The following is a 17,895-nucleotide window of genomic DNA, read 5'->3' on the forward strand; positions in this document are numbered from 1 at the left end:
GTCCTATCCGCACCGCCTGCACGCGTGCAGGCATCGCTGCGTGCTGCCTCGCTCAGCCTCACAGCTTGTAGGCTTGCTTGGGCAGGCGATACGCCAGATCGATCGCAACCTCGACCGCCTCGTCCTCGTCCAGCCTGTGCTCGGCGACCAGCTTGGCGAGAAAGGCACTGTCCACGCGCCGCGCCACATCGTGCCGCGCCGGAATCGACAGGAAGGCGCGGGTATCGTCGTTGAAGCCCACGGTGTTGTAGAAGCCGGCGCTGGCCAGGGTCTGCTCGCGGAAGCGCCACATGCCTTCCGGCGCGTCATGGAACCACCAGGCCGGCCCCAGCAGCAGCGACGGGTAATGCCCGGCCAGTGGCGCCAGTTCGCGGCTGTAGCTGGTTTCGTCGAGGGTGAACACGATCAGGCGCAGGCGCGGGTCGTTGCCGAACCGGTCCAGCAAGGGTTTGAGCGCGTGCACGTAGTCGGTGCGCATCGGAATATCGGCGCCCTTGTCGCGCCCGAAGGTCTGGAAAAACTGCCGGTTGTGATTGCGAAAGCAGCCCGGGTGCAGCTGCATCACCAGGCCATCGTCCAGGCTCATCGCCGCCATCTCGGTCAGCACCTGCGCGCGGAACAGCTCGGCCTGCGCCGGTGTGGCGGCACCATGCACCACGGTGTCGAACAGGCGTTGCGCCTCGGCCGGCGACAGATCGGCGGTGGCCGCGCTGGGGTGGCCGTGGTCGGTCGAGGTGGCGCCGTGTGCGGCAAAGAAGGCGCGGCGCTGCCGGTGCGCACGCAGATAGCCTTGCCAGCTCAGCACATCCTCGCCGGTGAGCGCGCCGAACTGCTGCAGCGCACCGGCAAACTGCTCGTGTTCGGGGTCGACCACCGGGTCCGGGCGGTACGCGGTGAGCACGCGTCCCTTCCAGCCGCTGGCGCGAATGGCCGCGTGGTGCTGCAGCGTGTCCAGCGGCGACTCGGTGGTGGCAATCACCTCGATGTTGAAGCGCTCGAACAGGGCACGCGGGCGGAATGCCGGCGTCTGCAGCGCAGCGGTGATGTGGTCGTAGTAATGATCGGCAGCGCCGGCATCCAGCCGGATGCGCAGATCGAACACCTCATGGAAGACATGATTGAGCCACAACGCAGAGGGCGTGCCGCGCAGCAACGTGTAGTGCGCGGCGAACACGCGCCACGCTGCGCGCGGGTCCACCGCCGCGCGCGACCCATCCGCACGCGGAATGCCCAAGGCATCAAGTGCGATGCCCTGGCTGTAGAGCATGCGGAACACGTAGTGATCCGGCACCAGCAACAACGCGGTGGCATTGGCGAATGGCGCGTCGGTAGCGAACCACGCCGGATCGGTATGGCCGTGCGGGCTGATGATCGGCAGTGCGGCGATCTGCGCGTACAGGCGGCGCGCGATCGCACGCGTGCCGGGGTCGGCGGGCAACAGGCGGTCGGCGTGCAGGGTCAGCGGAATGGAGGTAGGCATCAGTCGGTCGCCGAACGGGCAGGAAAAAGGCAGGGCACCGGGATCACCGCGCCGCGCCGTGGCTGGCAACGTAATCGCGCAGCCAGGTCAGCGCCGGCCGCTCGGTGCCATCGGCCCGGATCAGGTACGCCGCTTCCTTGTCGCGCCATAGGCCGGGGCGAAAGCCCCACAGCGTGATACCGTGCACGCTGGGGTGCTCCCAGAACACCGGGAACACACGCTGGTAGGCGGCCAGCTGCTGCGCATCGGTGGGGCCGTCCAGATCGAACTCGGTGATGTAGATCGGCAAGCCGGTCGCGGCCAGTGCATCGAGATTGTCGCGATGCACCGACATCGCCACATTTGGGGTGGTTTCGAAGGCATGCTCCTGCACGCCGATCGCATCGACCAGTTGCTCGCGCTGCAGCAACTGCACGATCTGCAGGTACTTCTGCGTGGCCTGGGGGCTGTTGGTGATGCTGTAGTCGTTGATCATCAGCCGCGCACGCGGAAAGTGCTGGCGCGCCAGCCGGAACGACTGCAGCACCCACTCCCAACCGCTGGCGCCGTTGCCGCCGAGCGCCTGCAGATAATTGCCGCCGCCGGTGTCGTTTTTGCTGGGCGGGTCGTTGAGCGGCTCGTTGACCACTTCCAGCAGGTCGATCTCCGGATAGCGCTGCGCCACCGCGGCAAACCACTGCTCGATCTCGCGGCGCTGCTCGGCCGGCCGCAACGACTTGATCCACTCCGGCTGCTGATTGCCCCATACCATCACGTGCATCTGGAACGGCATGCCGTTGGCCTTGGCCAGCCGGTAGGCGGTATCCAGCCCGCTCCAGTCCATCTGGTCGCGCACCGCCTCCACGCTGCCCCACTTGCCGCTGTTTTCCGGCGTGAGCTTGTTCCAGTACTGCGCAAATCCCGGCGCCTGTTGCGGACTGTAGGCGCTGCCCAGGAACTTGGGCGCGCCGGAAGCCAGCGGTGCGGCCTGCGCAAGCGTTGCGACGTTCGCCGCCAACAACAACCCGATTGCCAGTGTGCGTAATTGCATGATGATCCCCTCAGGAAGATGCGGCGGTGGCGGCGGCATCTGCCGGCAGCTGCGCCGGCGCCAAGCGTGGCACCAGCATGTGTACCACCGCCAGCGCCAGCAGATACGCCGAGCCTGCCATCAGGAACACCGGCACATAACTGCCGGTGGCCTGCAGCAGGAACCCGATGAAGGTGGCGATCAGCATGCCACCGACCGCGCCGGCAAAGCCGCCGATGCCGACCACGGTGGCGACCGCGTGGCGTGGAAACATGTCCGATGGCAGCGTGAACAGATTGGCCGACCACCCCTGATGCGCGGCAGTGGCCAAACCGATCAAACCAACCGCCACCCATAGATTATCCGCGCGTGCGGCGAACACGATCGGCACCACCGAGATCGCGCAGATCAGCATTGCGCTCTTGCGCGCGCGGTTGACGCTCCAGCCGCGCGCGATGAAGCGCCCGGCGACCCAGCCGCCGGCAATGCTGCCGATGTCGGCCAGCACAAAGATCACGATCAACGGCGTGCCCAGTTGCAACAGACTCAATCCGTATTCGGCATGCAGGAACTTGGGCAGCCAGAACAGGAAGAACCACCAGATCGGGTCCGTGATGAACTTGCCCAGCACGAACGCCCAGGCCTGGCGATGCCGCAGCACCTGCAGCCACGACAGTCGCGTTTGCACCGGTTCGTGCGCATTGCTGCGGATATGCGCCAGCTCTGCCGCCGACAGGCCGGGTTGCTGCTCGGGCGGGTGATAGCTGAGCCACCACACCAGCAGCCAGGTGGCGCTGAGCACGCCGGTGAACAGGAATGCCGCCTGCCAGCCCCAGGCAGTGGCGATCACCGGCACCAGCAGCGGCGCGACGATGGCACCGATGTTGGAGCCGGAATTGAAGATGCCGGTGGCCAGCGCACGCTCGCGTCGCGGGAACCATTCGGCCACGGTCTTGAGCGCAGCGGGAAAGTTGCCCGACTCGCCCAGCCCCAGGAAGAAGCGCGCAATCGCAAAGCCCACCACGCTGGTGGCCAGCGCATGGCCCATCGCCGCCAGACTCCAGATGCCGATCGCCAGCGCGTAACCGACGCGCGTGCCGAAGCGGTCGATCACCGCACCGCTGCACAACAGGCCCAGCGCGTAGGCGGCCTGGAACGCGGTGACGATATAGCCATACTGGATCTCGTTCCAGCCGATCTGCGTCTGCAGAAACGGCGCCAGCACGCCCAGCACCTGGCGGTCGACATAGTTGATGGTGGTGGCGGCAAGCAGCAGCGCGCAGACGCGCCAACGCATGCGGCCCAGGCGCGCCAGCGTGCCGGCGGGGGGAGCCGCTTGCGGCAACTCGCTCATGCGCGCGGGCGCCATAGCGCTGCTGGACGCAGCCTGCGATGGGCTGTCGCGCAACGGCCACTGCAATGCGCTGCCACATGTCGCGTGTGGCCCGGCCTCTGGCTGCCGCGTTCTTTGGTTCGTTTCATCGAGCACTGCACCTGCACGAAGGTGGCCTTGCGCCACGGGTGATAGCGCTACCATTACCACGCTGCCGGGCAAAAACCATCGCGCAGTGCAACACGCCAGTGCGCCATATACGGCCGGCACCAATCCGATCAGCGCCACTGTCGCAGCCGCCACGATGCCTTCCGTCGCCTATGCTGCCCTGCAGCGTGATGTTCTGAATTTGGTAGCGCTAACATCGGCGACCGCTGATCGCCCGTCTCCCCCATCGCACCATCGCCGCGCCGCTACCGGCAGCGGCACTCCCTGCGCAGGGGCGATGCGTGGGACATCTGCTCACCTGTTAGGGAAGGGATTACGGTGAAGAACAGCTACGCACAAACCGCGTTGTCCTGCGCGTTGGGGTCCATCCTGCTGGGCATGACCAGTACCACCGCCTGGGCGCAGTCCAGCGACGCCGACAGCGCTGCCGCCACCGCACAACCGCCCACGGCCGCCGCTGCCAGCGGCGATGCGGTGACCCAGCTCGACACCGTCACCGTCTCCGGCTACCGGCGCAGCATCCAGTTTTCCACCGATGCAAAGCGCGACTCGGTGGGCTTTGCCGACACCGTGTTTGCCGAGGACATCGGCAAGTTCCCGGACATGAACATCGCCGAGTCGCTCAACCGCATCCCCGGCGTGCAGCTCTCGCGCGACGTCAATGGCGAGGGCCTCAATATCGCCATCCGCGGCCTGGGCACCAGCTTCACCAAGACCACGCTCAACGGCGCCAGCATCGCCACCGCCTCGATCGGCCTGAACGCGCAGAACCAGAACCGCGAAGTCGATCTGAACCTGTTTCCCACCGAGTTCTTCACCCAGCTCACCGTCAGCAAGACGCCCACCGCCAGCATGCTCGAAGGCGGCGTCTCCGGCGTGGTGGACATGCGCAGCGCGCGCCCGTTCGATCGCCCCGGCGTGCACTTCACCTATCAGGCCCAGGCGGACTGGAACAGCACCAGCGAAAAGACCACCCCGCGCGGGGCCTTCATGGGCAGCTGGACCAACGAGCAAGGCACCTTCGGCGCATTGCTGGGCGTGGCCTCGGTCCGCGGCAAGCTGGGCGTGCGCGGCTTCGAAAGCGTGGGCTGGACCAACCCCGGCCTCACCTACACCCAGTGCGGGCTCACCCCGCCTGCCGGCACCCCGGCCACCAATCAACCGGCCGCGTGCAACGTCAATGGCGGCGGCAACTGGCGCATCCCCGACCGCGTGCCGGCCACCGCCGGCAGCGGCCTGACCACCGGCGAGACCATCGATGCAGCCTGGCTGCTGGCGCGCAACCCGGGTCTAAGCATCGACCAGATCAGCGACGCACTGATTCCGCGGCTGGGCCGCAGCGTCTACATGAATGGCGATCGCGACCGCGATGCCTCGGTGATGTCACTGGAATGGCGCCCGTCCGACAGCATGCATTTCTACCTGGACACGCTGTATTCGGAAGCCAAGCGCACCACCGAGCGGATCAGCATGAATCTGATCGGCCGCAACGGCAACATGATCCCGCTGGGCATGCAGCTGGACCAGAACAACGTGGTCACCAGCGCCACGTTTGCCAATGCGCAGTACTTCCTGGAAGCGCGCCCGTACCGGGAAGAGGTCAAGTTCTGGAGCGTCAATCCGGGTGCCGAGCTGTTGTTCGGCGAGAACCAGGACATCAAGCTCAACGTGCAGGCCAACGCCACGCGCAGCTGGCTGGAGCGCGAGTCGCCCAGCATCCTGGTCACCTCGCCGTTCACCACCGTCGATTACCGCAACGAAGGCGGCGACCGCCCCTCGATCAGCAGCCCGCTCGATCTCAACGACCCCAATCTGGGCTGGGGCTGGAACGGCGGCCGGGTCAATATCCAGAACGAAAAACGCGTGACCGAAACCCGGGGCGCACGCGCCGACCTGCAGTTCGGCGAAGACAAGCGCAACATCAAGATCGGCGCCGCCTACGACCAGGCCGAGCGCACCATCCGCGGCTTCGACAACAGCATCGCCTGGGAGCAGGTGGTCTGCCGCGGTGGCGGTGGCAATGTCTGCAACGGCGGCCCTGGCTCGGCAATCCCGAATGCGGCGCTGGCCGGCTATCTGCGCCCCGGCCCGGATGGCTTCATCACCGCCGATTTCAACCGCTTCCTGGGCGACACCAATTACTACGCGCTGCGCGATTCCGCACCGGAGACCAACTCCGCCAATACCGGCGCCTCGGCCGGCGGCATCCGCGAAAAGAACCTGGGCTTCTACATCGAAACCAACGCGGAAACCGAAGTGTGGAACCGCACGCTGCGCTTCAATGCCGGCGTGCGCTACGTGACCACCGACCAGACCATCACCGGCCCGGTCACCATCAACGGCATCCGCCGCGTCCAGGTGCTGGATTCGGACTACAAGGAGACCCTGCCCTCGTTCAACGCCGCCTGGGACGTGGCCGACAACGTGGTGCTGCGCCTGTCCAGCTCGCGCACGCTCACCCGGCCTGACCCCAGCGCGATGCTGCCCAACACCAACTTCAGCGACCCCTCCGCGCAGACCGCAACCCAGGGCAATCCGAACCTGGCGCCGTACCTGTCCACCAACGTGGATTTCGGCGGCGAGTGGTACACCGGCGGCGAAGGCTATGTGGGCCTGACGTTGTTCAACAAGCGCATCAGCGGCTTCACCGTCAACGGCGTGCGGCGCATTCCCTTCAACGACCTGGGCGTGCCCTACGACAGCCTGCTGCCGATCCAGCAGGCCGGCCTGGACCAGCGCGGCGGCCCGAATGCGGCCACCGTGGATGTCCAGACCCAGGTCAACGCCGACGGCGTGCTCAACATCCGCGGCACCGAGGCGATCTGGGTGCAGCCGCTGGACCGGCTGGTCGACGGCCTGGGCTTCAGCGTGAACTACACCCATGTCACCCAATCCTCCGAAGGCGAAGGCATTCCGGCAGTGGCGGTCGGCGTGGCGCCCAACCTGTGGAACGGCACTGTGTACTGGGAAAAGGACGCCGCCTCGGTGCGCCTGTCCTACACCTGGAACGACGACATGGTGATCTCCGGCGCCAACCAGAACGGCATTCCCTACGCGCGCCTCAACGCCGATGCGCGCGGGCAGCTGGATCTGTCTGCCAGCTACACGCTGGAATCGCTGCCGTCCAAGCCGCAGATCACCCTCAACGTCACCAACCTCACCGACGAGCCGCTGCGCACCACCTACGCCTGGCCCAACGCCACCTACGATCTGTACGAGCCCGGGCGCACGGTCATGCTCGGCATCCGCGGTACCTTTTGAGTGCTGTGTTTGCCGGTCGCGATCACCTCCCATCGCGACCGGCAGCCTGGCGCGCGCCGCGGCGTTTTCCGCAGCACTCCCTGAGCCCCGCCCCACCTCATGAACGATCGCTCACAACAGCTCTCCTTGCGCGAAAAGATCGGCTACAGCCTGGGCGACCTGGCGGCCAACCTGATCTTCCAGACGCTGGTCACCTTCCTGGCGTTCTTCTATACCGATGTGTTCCGCATCCCGGCGAGTGTGGCCGCCACCCTGATCTTCGTGGTGGGCATGCTCGGCGCGTTCGTGTTCACGCCCATCATCGGCATCCTGGCCGACCGCACCCGCACGCGCTGGGGCAAGTTCCGCCCGTGGATCCTGTGGACGGCATTGCCGTTCGGTGCCTTGTCGCTGGCCGCGTTCAACACACCCGCACTCGGCGAGCAGGGCAAGATCGCCTACGCCTTCGCCACCTACACGCTGCTGATGCTGGTGTACGTGGCCAACAACCTGCCGTACTCGGCATTGAGCGGCGTGCTCACCGGCAGCATGGAGCAGCGCAATAGTTTGTCGGCGTACCGCTTCCTGGCGGTGACGTTTGCACAGTTCATCATCCAGGTGTTGTTGCTGCCGCTGGTCTTGATCCTGGGCAATGGCGACAAGGCACAGGGCTTTCGCAACACCATGGCGCTGTTTGCCGCCGTCGGCACGCTGTGCTTTCTGATCACCTTTTTCACCACCCGCGAGCGCGTGCTGCCGATCAGCGAACAACGCAGCAGCGTGCGCCAGGACCTCACCGATCTGGTCCGCAACAGACCCTGGCTGGTAATGCTGTCGCTGACCATCCTTGTCTTCATCAATCTCGCCATGAAGGGCGGGATGTACATTTACTACTTCAAGTACACCCTCGACGCGAACGCATTGACGCTGTTCCTCGACAACGCCGGCTTCAACCGTTTCATCGCTGCGATCAACAGCATGCTTACCGGCGCCGGCCTGAGCGCGCTGCAATGGCCGCAGGACGCACCCACCTCGGCCTTCAGCGTGTTCAGCGCCGGCGGCATCCTGGCGATGATCGTGGGCATCGGCTTCTCCAAGCGGCTGGCCGATCGCTACGGCAAGCGCAACGTGTTCGGCGGCGCGCTGCTGATCTCCACGCTGTTCCTGCTGGCGTTCTACGTGTATCCGCCGACTGCGATCGCCTGGGTGTTCGCCTCCTACGTGCTGCACGGCTTCTTCTACGGCATCACCATCCCGCTGCTGTGGGCGATGATCGCCGACGTGGCCGACTACTCGGAATGGAAGAACCACCGCCGCGCTACCGCGATCATTTTCTCGGCGATGTTGTGCGGCCTGAAGATCGGCCTGAGCGTCGGCGGCGCGCTGGTCGCCGGCATCCTGGCGTTCTATGGCTACGATGCCACCCTGCCGCTGCAAAGCGATGCCGTGACAAACGGCATTCGCCTGGCCATCAGCGTGTATGCGTCCATCCCGTTCCTGCTCGGCACCGCGTTGCTGGCGCTGTACGAGATCGACAAGCCGCTGGAAACCCGCATCGAACACGAGCTGGGCCTGCGCCGACGCAGCGCCGCGCTCGCCACCAGTTGACGCCCTCTTCCTCCCACCTCATGCACAGGTACGCGCATGTCCGATGAACTGCACACCGCTGCACTGCAGGCGCTGGCGCGCACCGCCATTTCCGCACCGCTGGTCACCCACCTCTATACCGCCGACCCTTCCGCACACGTGTTCGACGGCGCCTTGTACATCTACCCCTCGCACGACATCGATGCTGGCGTTGCCTTCAGCGACGATGGCTCGCACTTCGACATGGCCGACTACCACGTCTTCCGCATGGCCCATCCCGGTGCACCGGTGGAGGACCTGGGGCAGGTCCTCCACGTGCGCGACGTGCCCTGGGCACAGCGCCAGATGTGGGCACCGGATGCCGCGCAGCGCGGTGGCAAGACTTATTTGTATTTTCCCGCCAAGCGGGCCGACGGCATCTTCCAGATCGGCGTGGCGGTCGGCGATGGCCCGCAAGGCCCGTTCGTCGCCGCAGCCGAGCCCATCGCCGGCACCTACTCGATCGACCCGGCAGTATTTGCCGACCACGACGGCGCGCATTACCTGTACTTTGGCGGGATCTGGGGCGGCCAGCTGCAGCACTACCGCGACAACGTCTATGCGCCGGACCATCAGGAACCGGGCGACGACGCGCCCGCACTCGGCCCGCGCGTCGCCCGCCTGCGCGAGGACATGACGCAACTGGCCGAACCCACCCGCGAGATCATCATCCTCGACGAACACGGTACCCCGCTACGCGCAGGCGACCACGCCCGCCGCTTCTTCGAAGGCCCCTGGGTCCACCACCATGCCGGCCGCTATTACCTGTCCTACTCCACCGGCGACACCCACCGCATCTGCTACGCCACCAGCGATACTCCGTACGGGCCATTCGCCTACCAGGGCGTGCTGCTCGCACCGGTGGTCGGCTGGACCACGCATCACTCCATCTGCCTGTTCAACGGCCAGTGGTACCTGTTCTATCACGACGCCGTGCTGTCGGGCGGGCAGACGCATCTGCGCAGCATCAAGATGGCACCGCTGGAACACGACGCGGATGGAAGGATCGCGACGATTCATCCATATGGGGAAGACGCGGTATCGCCCTGGTGAATGCAGTCGGGGACTATCAGCGCGTCATGGCTCGACCGCCGGCGCTGAACGACACGTCCTGCCACCGCTGCGCTTTCAAAGCGCGTCTTTATCCTCGTTGCGGCTGATCGTCGACCCGGCGCTCACCGCTCCGTGATCGCGCGTTTCCTGGCATGCGCAAGGCGTCGGCCTGGCGCTTCAACGCCGCCATGACATGTCGAGCGGTACGGTCGTGCCGCTGGCACACCACGCCAGCGTGCACTCGGTCCGGAACTGCATCGCATGGGCTTGCATCCGGACGCACAGTAACGCCGTAGGCCTATCTACGGGTTTTTTCTGGTGGAGGTTGCCATGCGAGGTGGTTCAATGCTGTTGTTGCTGACGCTAGCGGTCTACGGGAGTGCCAGTGGGAGCGAGTCGCGTGCCGCCCTGCCCCGCGCAGACAGCGTCGACGTGCCGCGCTTCATGGGCGACTGGTACGTCATCGCGCACATTCCCACCCGGCCGGAGCGCAAGGCCTACGATGCCGTGGAGCGCTATGCGCTGCGGCCGGACGGCCGCATCCAGACCACCTTCACCTACCGCAAGGGCAGCTTCCAGGCACCGCTCAAGTCCATGCATCCGATCGGCCAGGTGGCGAAGGAAGGCAATGGTGCGCTGTGGAGCATGCAGTTCTTCTGGCCGTTCAAGGCCGAGTACGTGATCGCCTGGCGGGATGCGGAGTATGCGCAGACCATCGTGGCGCGCAGCAAGCGCGATTACGTCTGGTACATGGCGCGTACCCCGCAGGTGTCCGATGCCGACTATCAGCAGGCTGTCCAACGCATCGCCGCCATGGGCTATGACGTGTCAAAGCTGCGCCGCGTACCGCAGTCGCAGCGCTGATGCGGTAACGCGGTAACGCGGTAACGCGGTAACGCGGTAACGCGGTAACGCGGTAACGCGGTGATGATGCAACGGGCTTAGCGATGCCGTGGCTGCATCGCCGGCTCTCGCACACGGGCTGCGTCAGGCGTCCTTGTCATCCACGGAAAACTCCCAGCCGTCATTCAGGCCACCCAGGGGCTTGGCCTCCACGGCCAGCTCTTCCTCGAATGCCGAAATCGCCTTGTGCGACGGCACCATGGTCGGATATACCGTCACGTCCATCGGAAACGTGGTGTTTTCCGGATAGTGGCAGCAACGCACCTTTTGCTCGAAGCGCAGCAGCATCACTGAGAACTCCAAGGCCGACTCCTTCGTGGGGAAGACCACGGAGAACGCAATCTCGCGCGGCTTCGACAGGTCCACGCCTTGCTGGGCAATGTGCCAGAGGGTGTCGCCGTTATCGTCGTTGGGATACAGGTCCGGATGTCGTTGCATATGAGCTTCGGTCTTTGGCGGCCGGTGGCCAGGGAAGAGCGCTGGCGCTGATTGTGCGCTCTGATCGCGTGTCGCCAGGATCCAGACCTCGGCTGCTGGAGCCTACCGTCTCCCGGTGTTCGAGGTGCCTGCTCAGGCAATGAACCTGCTACGCAGATGGCCGCACGATGTGCGACCACCTCGGGCAATTCACGGCAGCCAAACCAGATTCATCAGCTGCGGATCCGCAGTGACCTTGACCAGCTTGCCGCTGGGGCCGAACTGCACTTGGTACTCGGAGAAGCTGTCGCGCCAGTAGCGCCACAGCGAGGCGTCCAGATTCGGGTTTTCGCTGCTGATCGGGTAGCCGACGGCCATCAGCACCTGTTCGCGCGTCATGCCGCCAGTGAGCTTGCCGTCATTGATGGCCTGGCGGATCTTAGGCGGGAAGGTGGCCAGCTTGAGCTTGGGGTCGGCGGTGACGACATAGCGGGCGGCGAAGGCGGTGTTGTCCAGGTCGCGGCTGTAATCGTTGCCGATGGACTGCTTTTCGCCGGCGATCTTGAGGTTGACGCGGTTGCGGCCGAAGCCGGTGACGCTGACCGGGGTGCCTACGGGAAGCATGCGCTTGCCGTCTTCGGCGTAGTTGCTGTCGCTGATCCAGCTGCCGTCGGTGCGCAGGTTGCAGCACAAAAAGCCGTCGTACTTGGCGACGTCGGCGGCGCTGGCCAGGTTGGCGGCGGTGAGCAGGCTCAGGGCCAGCAGGGAAGAACGCAAACGCATCGTAAAGACTCCTTTCTCGACGGCCATGGCCGCGCGGCAATGATGGGATCAGGCGCGCCGCCGTTTCCCCAACGGCGCGCAGGCATTGTCGCAGCCCCGGGCGGCTTGGCAAGCACGGGTGACGCGGCCGGCCCGTGGTTGTGTATGCTCGGAGCCGTGGAAACTCTCTCACCCGCCGAGATCGCCGAGCAGATCGCCGAGTTGCGACGCGCCCACCGCGCGTTGGACGAGGAGATCCAGCGCGTGCCCGCCAACATGGACGACGAGCTGCAGATGAAGCGCCTGAAGAAGCGCAAGCTGCATCTCAAGGACTGCATCACACGGCTGGAAATGGAACTGGTGCCTGACGAGCCGGCGTGAGGTTGGTGCGTGCGGCTGCCTGGGTCTGCTTTGCGGTAGTGGATATCAACGTCGCGGTGACAGGCAGTTGAGTCAGTTGGTGATGCAGGCAGGGGTTTGTCGGCATGGCGCCGGCTTGAGCTGAGGCGTGTCGCGTTGGTCGCTTGGTCCACACCCTCACCCCAACCCCGCTGCGCGCCCCGGCCACGTCTTGGGACGCAGGCGCTCCAAGGCACGCGCGTCAGTGGCGCGCAAGCGGTGCCGCTTCGCCCCGAGGGGAGAGGGGCTTGATATGCCGGTCTTGGAGAATTGTCGATCTCTTCGGCCGATCTGAGCAACGGATCCGGGCGCTTGTTCGCGTCAGCGGACGTGCAAGCGCCTCACCGCTTTTGCGCGTCAGGCGCCGACTGTCGTAAGACGACCCGAGCCGCCGTCCTCAGCCTGCGCGCAGCAGGATCTTGCCGCGACGACCCGGTTCGGCGCTTGCCGCTGCCGCCTTGGCTGCATCTTCCAGATCGAATACCGCTTCCACCGGCAGAGCCAGGCTGCCATCGACGGCGGCCTTGAGCAGTTCGCCGATCATGCGGCGCTTGTCCTCGGGCTTGGTGGCGGCCATGACCTTGCTGCCCCAGAAGCCGCGCACGCTGGCCTGCTTGAAGATCACATCGCCGCTGGAAATCTGCAGCGGCTCGCCGGTCATCGAGCCGAACGAGATCAGCTCGCCGCCTTCGGCAAGCAGCCCCATCAGGTCGCCGGCTGCGCTGCCGGCCACCGAGTCGATTGCGCGCACGATCGGCGCCTCGCCGACCAGCGCGCGCACGCTGTCCTGCCAGCCCTCCCGGGCGGTGGAGACCGCGTTGCCAATGCCCAGGGCCTGCAGCTCGTCCACGCCGGCGTCGCGGCGCACCAAGTTGACCACGTTGATACCGCGCGCGGCGGCGAGCATGGCGACAGTCTTGCCGACCGCGCCGTTGGCGGTGTTCTGCACGATCCAGTCGCCTTTTTCGACATGCAGGAACTCGATCAGCATCAGCGCGCTCAGCGGCATGGCGATCAACTGGCAACCGCGGTCGTCGTCCAGCGCGTCGGGCAGCGGCACCACGCCGGACGCGTCGGCCAGGAAAAACTCCGCCCAGCTCTCGTGCACGCCGGCGGCGGCAACGCGCTGGCCGGTCTGCAGGCCCTGGACGCCTTCGCCCAGAGCATCGATCACCCCGGCCGCCTCGCTGCCGCCGATTGCGGGAAGCTCCGGCTTGTAGCCGTAATTGCCACGCACCGTCCACAGGTCGTGGTTGTGGATCGGCGAGCGACGCATGGCGATGCGCACCTGGCCCTTGCCGGGCTGCGGGGTGGGCCGTTGACCGAGTTCGAGCACCTTGGCCGGGTCGCCGAATTGGGTGTGGATGGCTGCGCGCATGGAAATCTCCTGCCGGGCACGCCAGTGATCCAACGCACCCGATCGTGATGAAAGGTGGCGCGATGCTATCGGCACGGCTGCAAGAGGCGGATGAAACGAACGGAACTGTTGTGTGAAGTTGCGCGCGTTGGTGGAGCACGCCTGGTGTGACTCTGGCCTACTACAGCGCCGGGGGTCGCGTGCTGACCGACCCGCATCCGCCCTTCGGGCACCTTCTCCCGGTGGGAGAAGGGGAGGCGTCGTGCGCATCTGCTCTTCCTTGTGGGTGCGCTGCCATTGCCCGCATCACCTGCCGCAAGGAGACGCTGGCGTTTGTAGTGCCGCCTTACTCGGCCGGCGGCAGCACCACATCCGGCTTGACCGCCTCGGGGCTGACCCGCTCGATGGTGTGGCGCAATTCGCGGCCAAGGATGAACTTGGCGTCCTTGGCCCAGGCATCCAGGCGCTCGTCGAACAGCAGCTTGCTGTTCTCGTCCGGCCACACCAAGCGCAGCTCGCGCAGTTTCTGGATGAAGCTGCGGAACAGGGTCTTGTCGAAGAACTCCGGGGCGGCCGGGGCATACAACAGGCTCAGGCGTTGCGCGGCCTGCTGGCACAGGCTTTCCAGTTCGCCGGCACCGAGCACGCCGGGGCCGTTCTTCACCAGCACCGAGATGGCGATGTAATAGCGCTCGAAGGCCTGCTGCAGCGAATGGCCGATCGCACGCAGGCGGAACACCTCGTCGGTCTGCCCGGTGTTGCGGGTAAGGATGCCGCCATCGTCATCGGTGACGTTGAGCAGCAGGCCTTCGCGCACGAACATGTCGATGGTCTGCTCGATACGCTCGGCAAAGCGGTCCTCGCTCCACGGCAGGAACAACTCCGCCTGCAGGAACGGGTACACGGTGCGCCCCAGGCGCAACAGACCGGCACGGCTCATGCGGCGGTTGTTCTGGAAGCAGCACGCCACCCACGAGGAGGCGGTGAACAGGTGCAGCACGTTGTTGCGGAAGTAGCTCAGCAACACCGCAGTGTCGCCGCTGACGCTCAGCACATCGCCCAGCGGATGCGACACGCGCGTGAGCACGTTGATCTCTTCGGCGTGGGTGATGATGCGCGCCGGGGTGTGCGGGGTGACGGTGACACGGTCCGAATACGGCATCTCCGCCAGCAGCTTCTTGCACAGCTCGATCTGCGCGATCAGGTCGGCCTCGCCCATCGCGTGCTTGGGCGTGGACAGCAGCGCCAGCGCCAGCAGGTTGATCGGGTTGACGTCGGCGGCGCAGTTGATGCGGGTCTGGATCTGGGTGGACAGCGTGTCCACCGCCGGTGCCAGCCAGGTGGGCTTTTCGTCGTCGGGCAGCGGTTGGCCGTCCCAGTCGGGCGCGTGTTTGGCCAGCACGTCGTTGAGCGCGATCGGCTCGCCGAAGTTCACCACCACCTGGCCGTAGTTCTGCTTGAGCACCTTGGGGATGGACCACAGCAGGCCCCAGATGGATTCCTTCTCCTTGGGCCGGCCGGTGAGCTCGTCCAGGTAGCTGTTGCCTTCCATCAGCTTTTCGTAGCCGATGTAGACCGGCTGGAACAGCACCGGCTTGCGCGGCTGGCGCAGGTAGGCGCGCAGCGTCATCGCGATCATGCCGCCCTTGGGCTGCAGCAGGCGCCCGGTGCGCGAGCGCCCGCCTTCGACGAAGTATTCGATCGAGTAACCGCCGGCCACCAGCTGGGCGACGTACTCGCTGAGCACCGCCGAATACAGCGCATTGCCCTTGATCGAGCGGCGGATGAAGAACGCGCCGCCCTTGCGCAGCAGCGTGCCGACCACCGGCAGATTGAGGTTGATGCCGGCCACGATGTGCGGCGGCACGATGCCGCGTTCGTACAGCAGGTAGCTCAGCAGCAGGTAATCCATGTGGCTGCGGTGGCTGGGCACGTAGACCACCTCGTGCCCGGGCGCGGCCTGCTTGAGCTTGTCCAGGTGATGCACCAGCACGCCGGCGTAGATGCGGTTCCACACGTGGGTCAGCAGGAAGCTGGCCGAGCGCACCACCGGGCTGGAATAGTCGGCGGCGATCTCCCAGGCGTAGGCATGCGCCTTGCGCCAGGCATCGACCGGCTTGGAGTTGTCGCGCTTGGCCTGGGTGGCGATGGCTTCGCGTACCGAATCGGCGGCCAGCACCTGGTCCACCAGCAGGCGGCGGGTGGACAGGTCCGGCCCGATCACCGCCTCGCGGATGCGGCGGAAATGCGTGCGCAGCACGCGCTGCAGCTTGCGCAGGGTGCGCTCGGGCGGCAGGCCCTCGGCCATGGTCTGGCGCAGCGAGATCGGCGGAGCGAAGCGCACGATGGTGGTGCGGCCGTTGAGCAGCACCGCCAGCAGGCGCCGGAAGCGGCCGACCAGCGCCCAGTTTTCCGAGAACAGCACCGCGAACCAGCCGCTCTGCTTGTCCGGCGCGCGGCCGACGAAGATCGACACCGGCACCAGATGCACGTCCAGGTCGGCGCGCACGCGATGCGCCTGCAGCAGCTTGGCCAACGAATCCGAATGGGTCTTGCCGCCGCGCTGCTCGGGGATCAGCGAATTGCTGCTGCTGCGCCGCGACAGCGCCAGGTAGGCGCGCTTGCGCTGCAGCGGGTCGCCCGGCAGCGGCACCAGTGGCGAGGGCAGCCCGGCCTCGCGGCAGGCCTTGTCCAGGATCAGCGCGCTGGACAGGCCGTAGTCCTCCAGCACGTAAACCACCGGCGTGCCGTCGTCGTAGCGGCTCGGCTGGTCCGGTTCGATGGTCAGGCTCAGCCAGGGGTCGGCCAGGCGGCCGAGCAGGCGCGCCCACCACGGGCGTTTGGCGCTGCGGGCAGCGGCGACGGCGGGCGCGATCGACGGCGCAGCGTCCGGCGGAACCGGAACGGCGGTCGGCAAGGCGGCGGTCGTGGCACCGAGATCGGTGGCGGCAGCGCTGGGCGGGGCGGGCTGGCCGTCCGGGAACGGCAGGGGATTCTGTTCTGGCATCACGGTCATTATCGCCCAGCCGGGCGTTGCCCGGTGGCGGCGGGCGTGGCGGGCGCGGCCGCCGGGGTGTCAGGCCTTGCAGCGGCGTCGGCTGCGGGCGCCGCCGGCGCAGCGCCGAGCAGCGCCTGCACCTCGTCCTGGGTCTGCTGCTGGTACCAGTGGCCGTCGCGCTTGATCAGGCCGATGCTCAGGTCGATGTCGTGCGCGGCCAGCGGATAGCGCAGCCGCACCTGGGCGCGGTCGCCGTCCTGCCTGATCAAGCCGGTGCGCAGCGCATCCAGGCTGCTGTCCAGCGACAGGCCGTAACGCTCCAGCACCTGCTTGGCCGCGGCCCAGAACGGCCCGAGCCGGCGCAGGCTCTCTTCCATCCCCAAGCGCTGCAGATCGGCGTCCGAGCCGATGCCGGTGGCGCGGGCGGCGGTCACCAGGTCGGCGATGCTGGCCTTGGCGCGCGCGCGATCGGCCAGCGGCGCGGTGGCCGCCCAGGCGCTCAGGGCATCGACCAGCTGCACGTAATGGGCGCGTTGCTCGGGCTGGTAGTCGCTGCGGCTGCGCAGGTATTGCACGCCGAACTGGCCCAGCGACTGCGCGGCCTGGCGGATGCCCTGCGACTGGCCGGCCAGCTGTGCATCGAAGGCCTGCTGCAGCTGGCGCTCGGCGCCGGGCGCCGACAAAGTGCCGAGCAGGCTGCCGACCTCGTTGGGCAGCGGTAGCTCGGTCAGCGGCCAACGGCTGGCGCCGCTGCGCCAGGCCGCCTCCAGCTGGGTGTATTGCGCAGGGGTGACCCGGATCCGCGCATAGGCGACCAGGTCGTTGCGCCGCAAGGGCAGGGTCATCGACTGCATCGCTGCGGCTGGCTCGGCGCTGGCGCCCGGCAAGGCGGCGGTCTTGTCAGCGCGCTGGCAGCTGCCCAGGCACAGCGCTGCCAGCAGCACCCACGCGATGGACTGGAACCGGCCGGCGCGGACGGTAGATGGCGACATGCGCACGCTGTTCCCCTGATCGATCGGCGCATCTTGCTGTCTGAACGCACTGGCGGCAAGGCGCGCGACAACCGTGCGCCCGGGTACGGTGCGGAAACGTTAGATTTTCGTAGTTCCATGCATGTTGTCGCCCAGTGTCCGACATTGACTGCCGTTGT

13 protein-coding genes are annotated in these 17,895 nt (G+C 66.5%); 5 read left to right on the top strand and 8 right to left on the bottom strand.

Going from position 1 to position 17,895, the window contains the following annotated elements:
* Window positions 1–58: 58 nt before the first annotated feature.
* From uxaC to ABQ039_RS19450, 3 genes are read right to left on the bottom strand one after another with little or no spacing between them, the layout of a single operon-like run.
* Complete coding sequence (gene uxaC / locus ABQ039_RS19440) at window positions 59–1,480, bottom strand: glucuronate isomerase (protein WP_349778639.1); 1,422 nt, start codon at window positions 1,478–1,480, stop codon at window positions 59–61.
* A gap of 43 nt (window positions 1,481–1,523) precedes the next feature.
* On the bottom strand, window positions 1,524–2,510 hold the full coding sequence (locus tag ABQ039_RS19445) for an endo-1,4-beta-xylanase (protein WP_349778638.1): 987 nt from the start codon (window positions 2,508–2,510) through the stop codon (window positions 1,524–1,526).
* A 10-nt stretch (window positions 2,511–2,520) separates the two neighbouring features.
* Window positions 2,521–4,026, bottom strand: a complete 1,506-nt coding sequence (locus ABQ039_RS19450) for an MFS transporter (RefSeq protein ID WP_374057875.1) — start codon at window positions 4,024–4,026, stop codon at window positions 2,521–2,523.
* 282 nt (window positions 4,027–4,308) lie between these two features.
* Here ABQ039_RS19450 and ABQ039_RS19455 point away from each other — a divergent pair, with 282 nt between their 5' ends.
* The 4 genes from ABQ039_RS19455 (at window position 4,309) to ABQ039_RS19470 (ending at window position 10,773) form a co-directional block, all read left to right on the top strand.
* Window positions 4,309–7,251: a TonB-dependent receptor gene (locus ABQ039_RS19455; protein WP_349778636.1), complete on the top strand. Its 2,943-nt coding sequence runs from the start codon at window positions 4,309–4,311 to the stop codon at window positions 7,249–7,251.
* A gap of 99 nt (window positions 7,252–7,350) precedes the next feature.
* A complete protein-coding gene (locus tag ABQ039_RS19460) occupies window positions 7,351–8,838 on the top strand; it encodes an MFS transporter (protein WP_349778635.1) in 1,488 nt (495 codons plus the stop codon).
* Window positions 8,839–8,874: 36 nt separating this feature from the next.
* On the top strand, window positions 8,875–9,909 hold the full coding sequence (locus ABQ039_RS19465) for a glycoside hydrolase family 43 protein (protein WP_260297972.1): 1,035 nt from the start codon (window positions 8,875–8,877) through the stop codon (window positions 9,907–9,909).
* Between the two features lie 330 nt (window positions 9,910–10,239).
* Complete coding sequence (locus ABQ039_RS19470) at window positions 10,240–10,773, top strand: lipocalin family protein (RefSeq protein WP_179466122.1); 534 nt, start codon at window positions 10,240–10,242, stop codon at window positions 10,771–10,773.
* 123 nt (window positions 10,774–10,896) lie between these two features.
* Here ABQ039_RS19470 and ABQ039_RS19475 read toward each other — a convergent pair whose 3' ends face one another.
* Window positions 10,897–11,250 carry a ribonuclease E inhibitor RraB gene (locus tag ABQ039_RS19475; RefSeq protein ID WP_184611666.1) on the bottom strand — a complete coding sequence of 118 codons (354 nt, stop codon included), beginning with the start codon at window positions 11,248–11,250 and terminating at the stop codon, window positions 10,897–10,899.
* 189 nt (window positions 11,251–11,439) lie between these two features.
* Window positions 11,440–12,012 (bottom strand): hypothetical protein, encoded by a 573-nt coding sequence (locus ABQ039_RS19480; protein ID WP_039527696.1) that lies wholly within the window; start codon window positions 12,010–12,012, stop codon window positions 11,440–11,442.
* A 156-nt stretch (window positions 12,013–12,168) separates the two neighbouring features.
* Between ABQ039_RS19480 and ABQ039_RS19485 the strand changes: the two genes are divergently transcribed.
* Window positions 12,169–12,372, top strand: coding sequence for a YdcH family protein (locus ABQ039_RS19485; RefSeq protein WP_023905744.1), 204 nt, complete (start codon window positions 12,169–12,171; stop codon window positions 12,370–12,372).
* Between the two features lie 415 nt (window positions 12,373–12,787).
* On the opposite strand, the gene ABQ039_RS19490 is transcribed toward ABQ039_RS19485, so the two are convergent.
* From ABQ039_RS19490 to ABQ039_RS19500, 3 genes are all read right to left on the bottom strand, one after another.
* On the bottom strand, window positions 12,788–13,768 hold the full coding sequence (locus ABQ039_RS19490) for a zinc-binding dehydrogenase (RefSeq protein ID WP_349778634.1): 981 nt from the start codon (window positions 13,766–13,768) through the stop codon (window positions 12,788–12,790).
* A 325-nt stretch (window positions 13,769–14,093) separates the two neighbouring features.
* A complete protein-coding gene (gene plsB / locus ABQ039_RS19495; protein ID WP_024937637.1) occupies window positions 14,094–16,763 on the bottom strand; it encodes a glycerol-3-phosphate 1-O-acyltransferase PlsB in 2,670 nt (889 codons plus the stop codon).
* Complete coding sequence (locus ABQ039_RS19500) at window positions 16,763–17,737, bottom strand: hypothetical protein (RefSeq protein WP_186810885.1); 975 nt, start codon at window positions 17,735–17,737, stop codon at window positions 16,763–16,765. Before ABQ039_RS19500 ends, plsB begins: the two co-directional genes overlap by 1 nt.
* Window positions 17,738–17,895: the final 158 nt, after the last annotated feature.

It is taken from the genome of Xanthomonas sp. WHRI 6108 (genome assembly GCF_040202385.2).
GTDB lineage: Bacteria > Pseudomonadota > Gammaproteobacteria > Xanthomonadales > Xanthomonadaceae > Xanthomonas > Xanthomonas arboricola.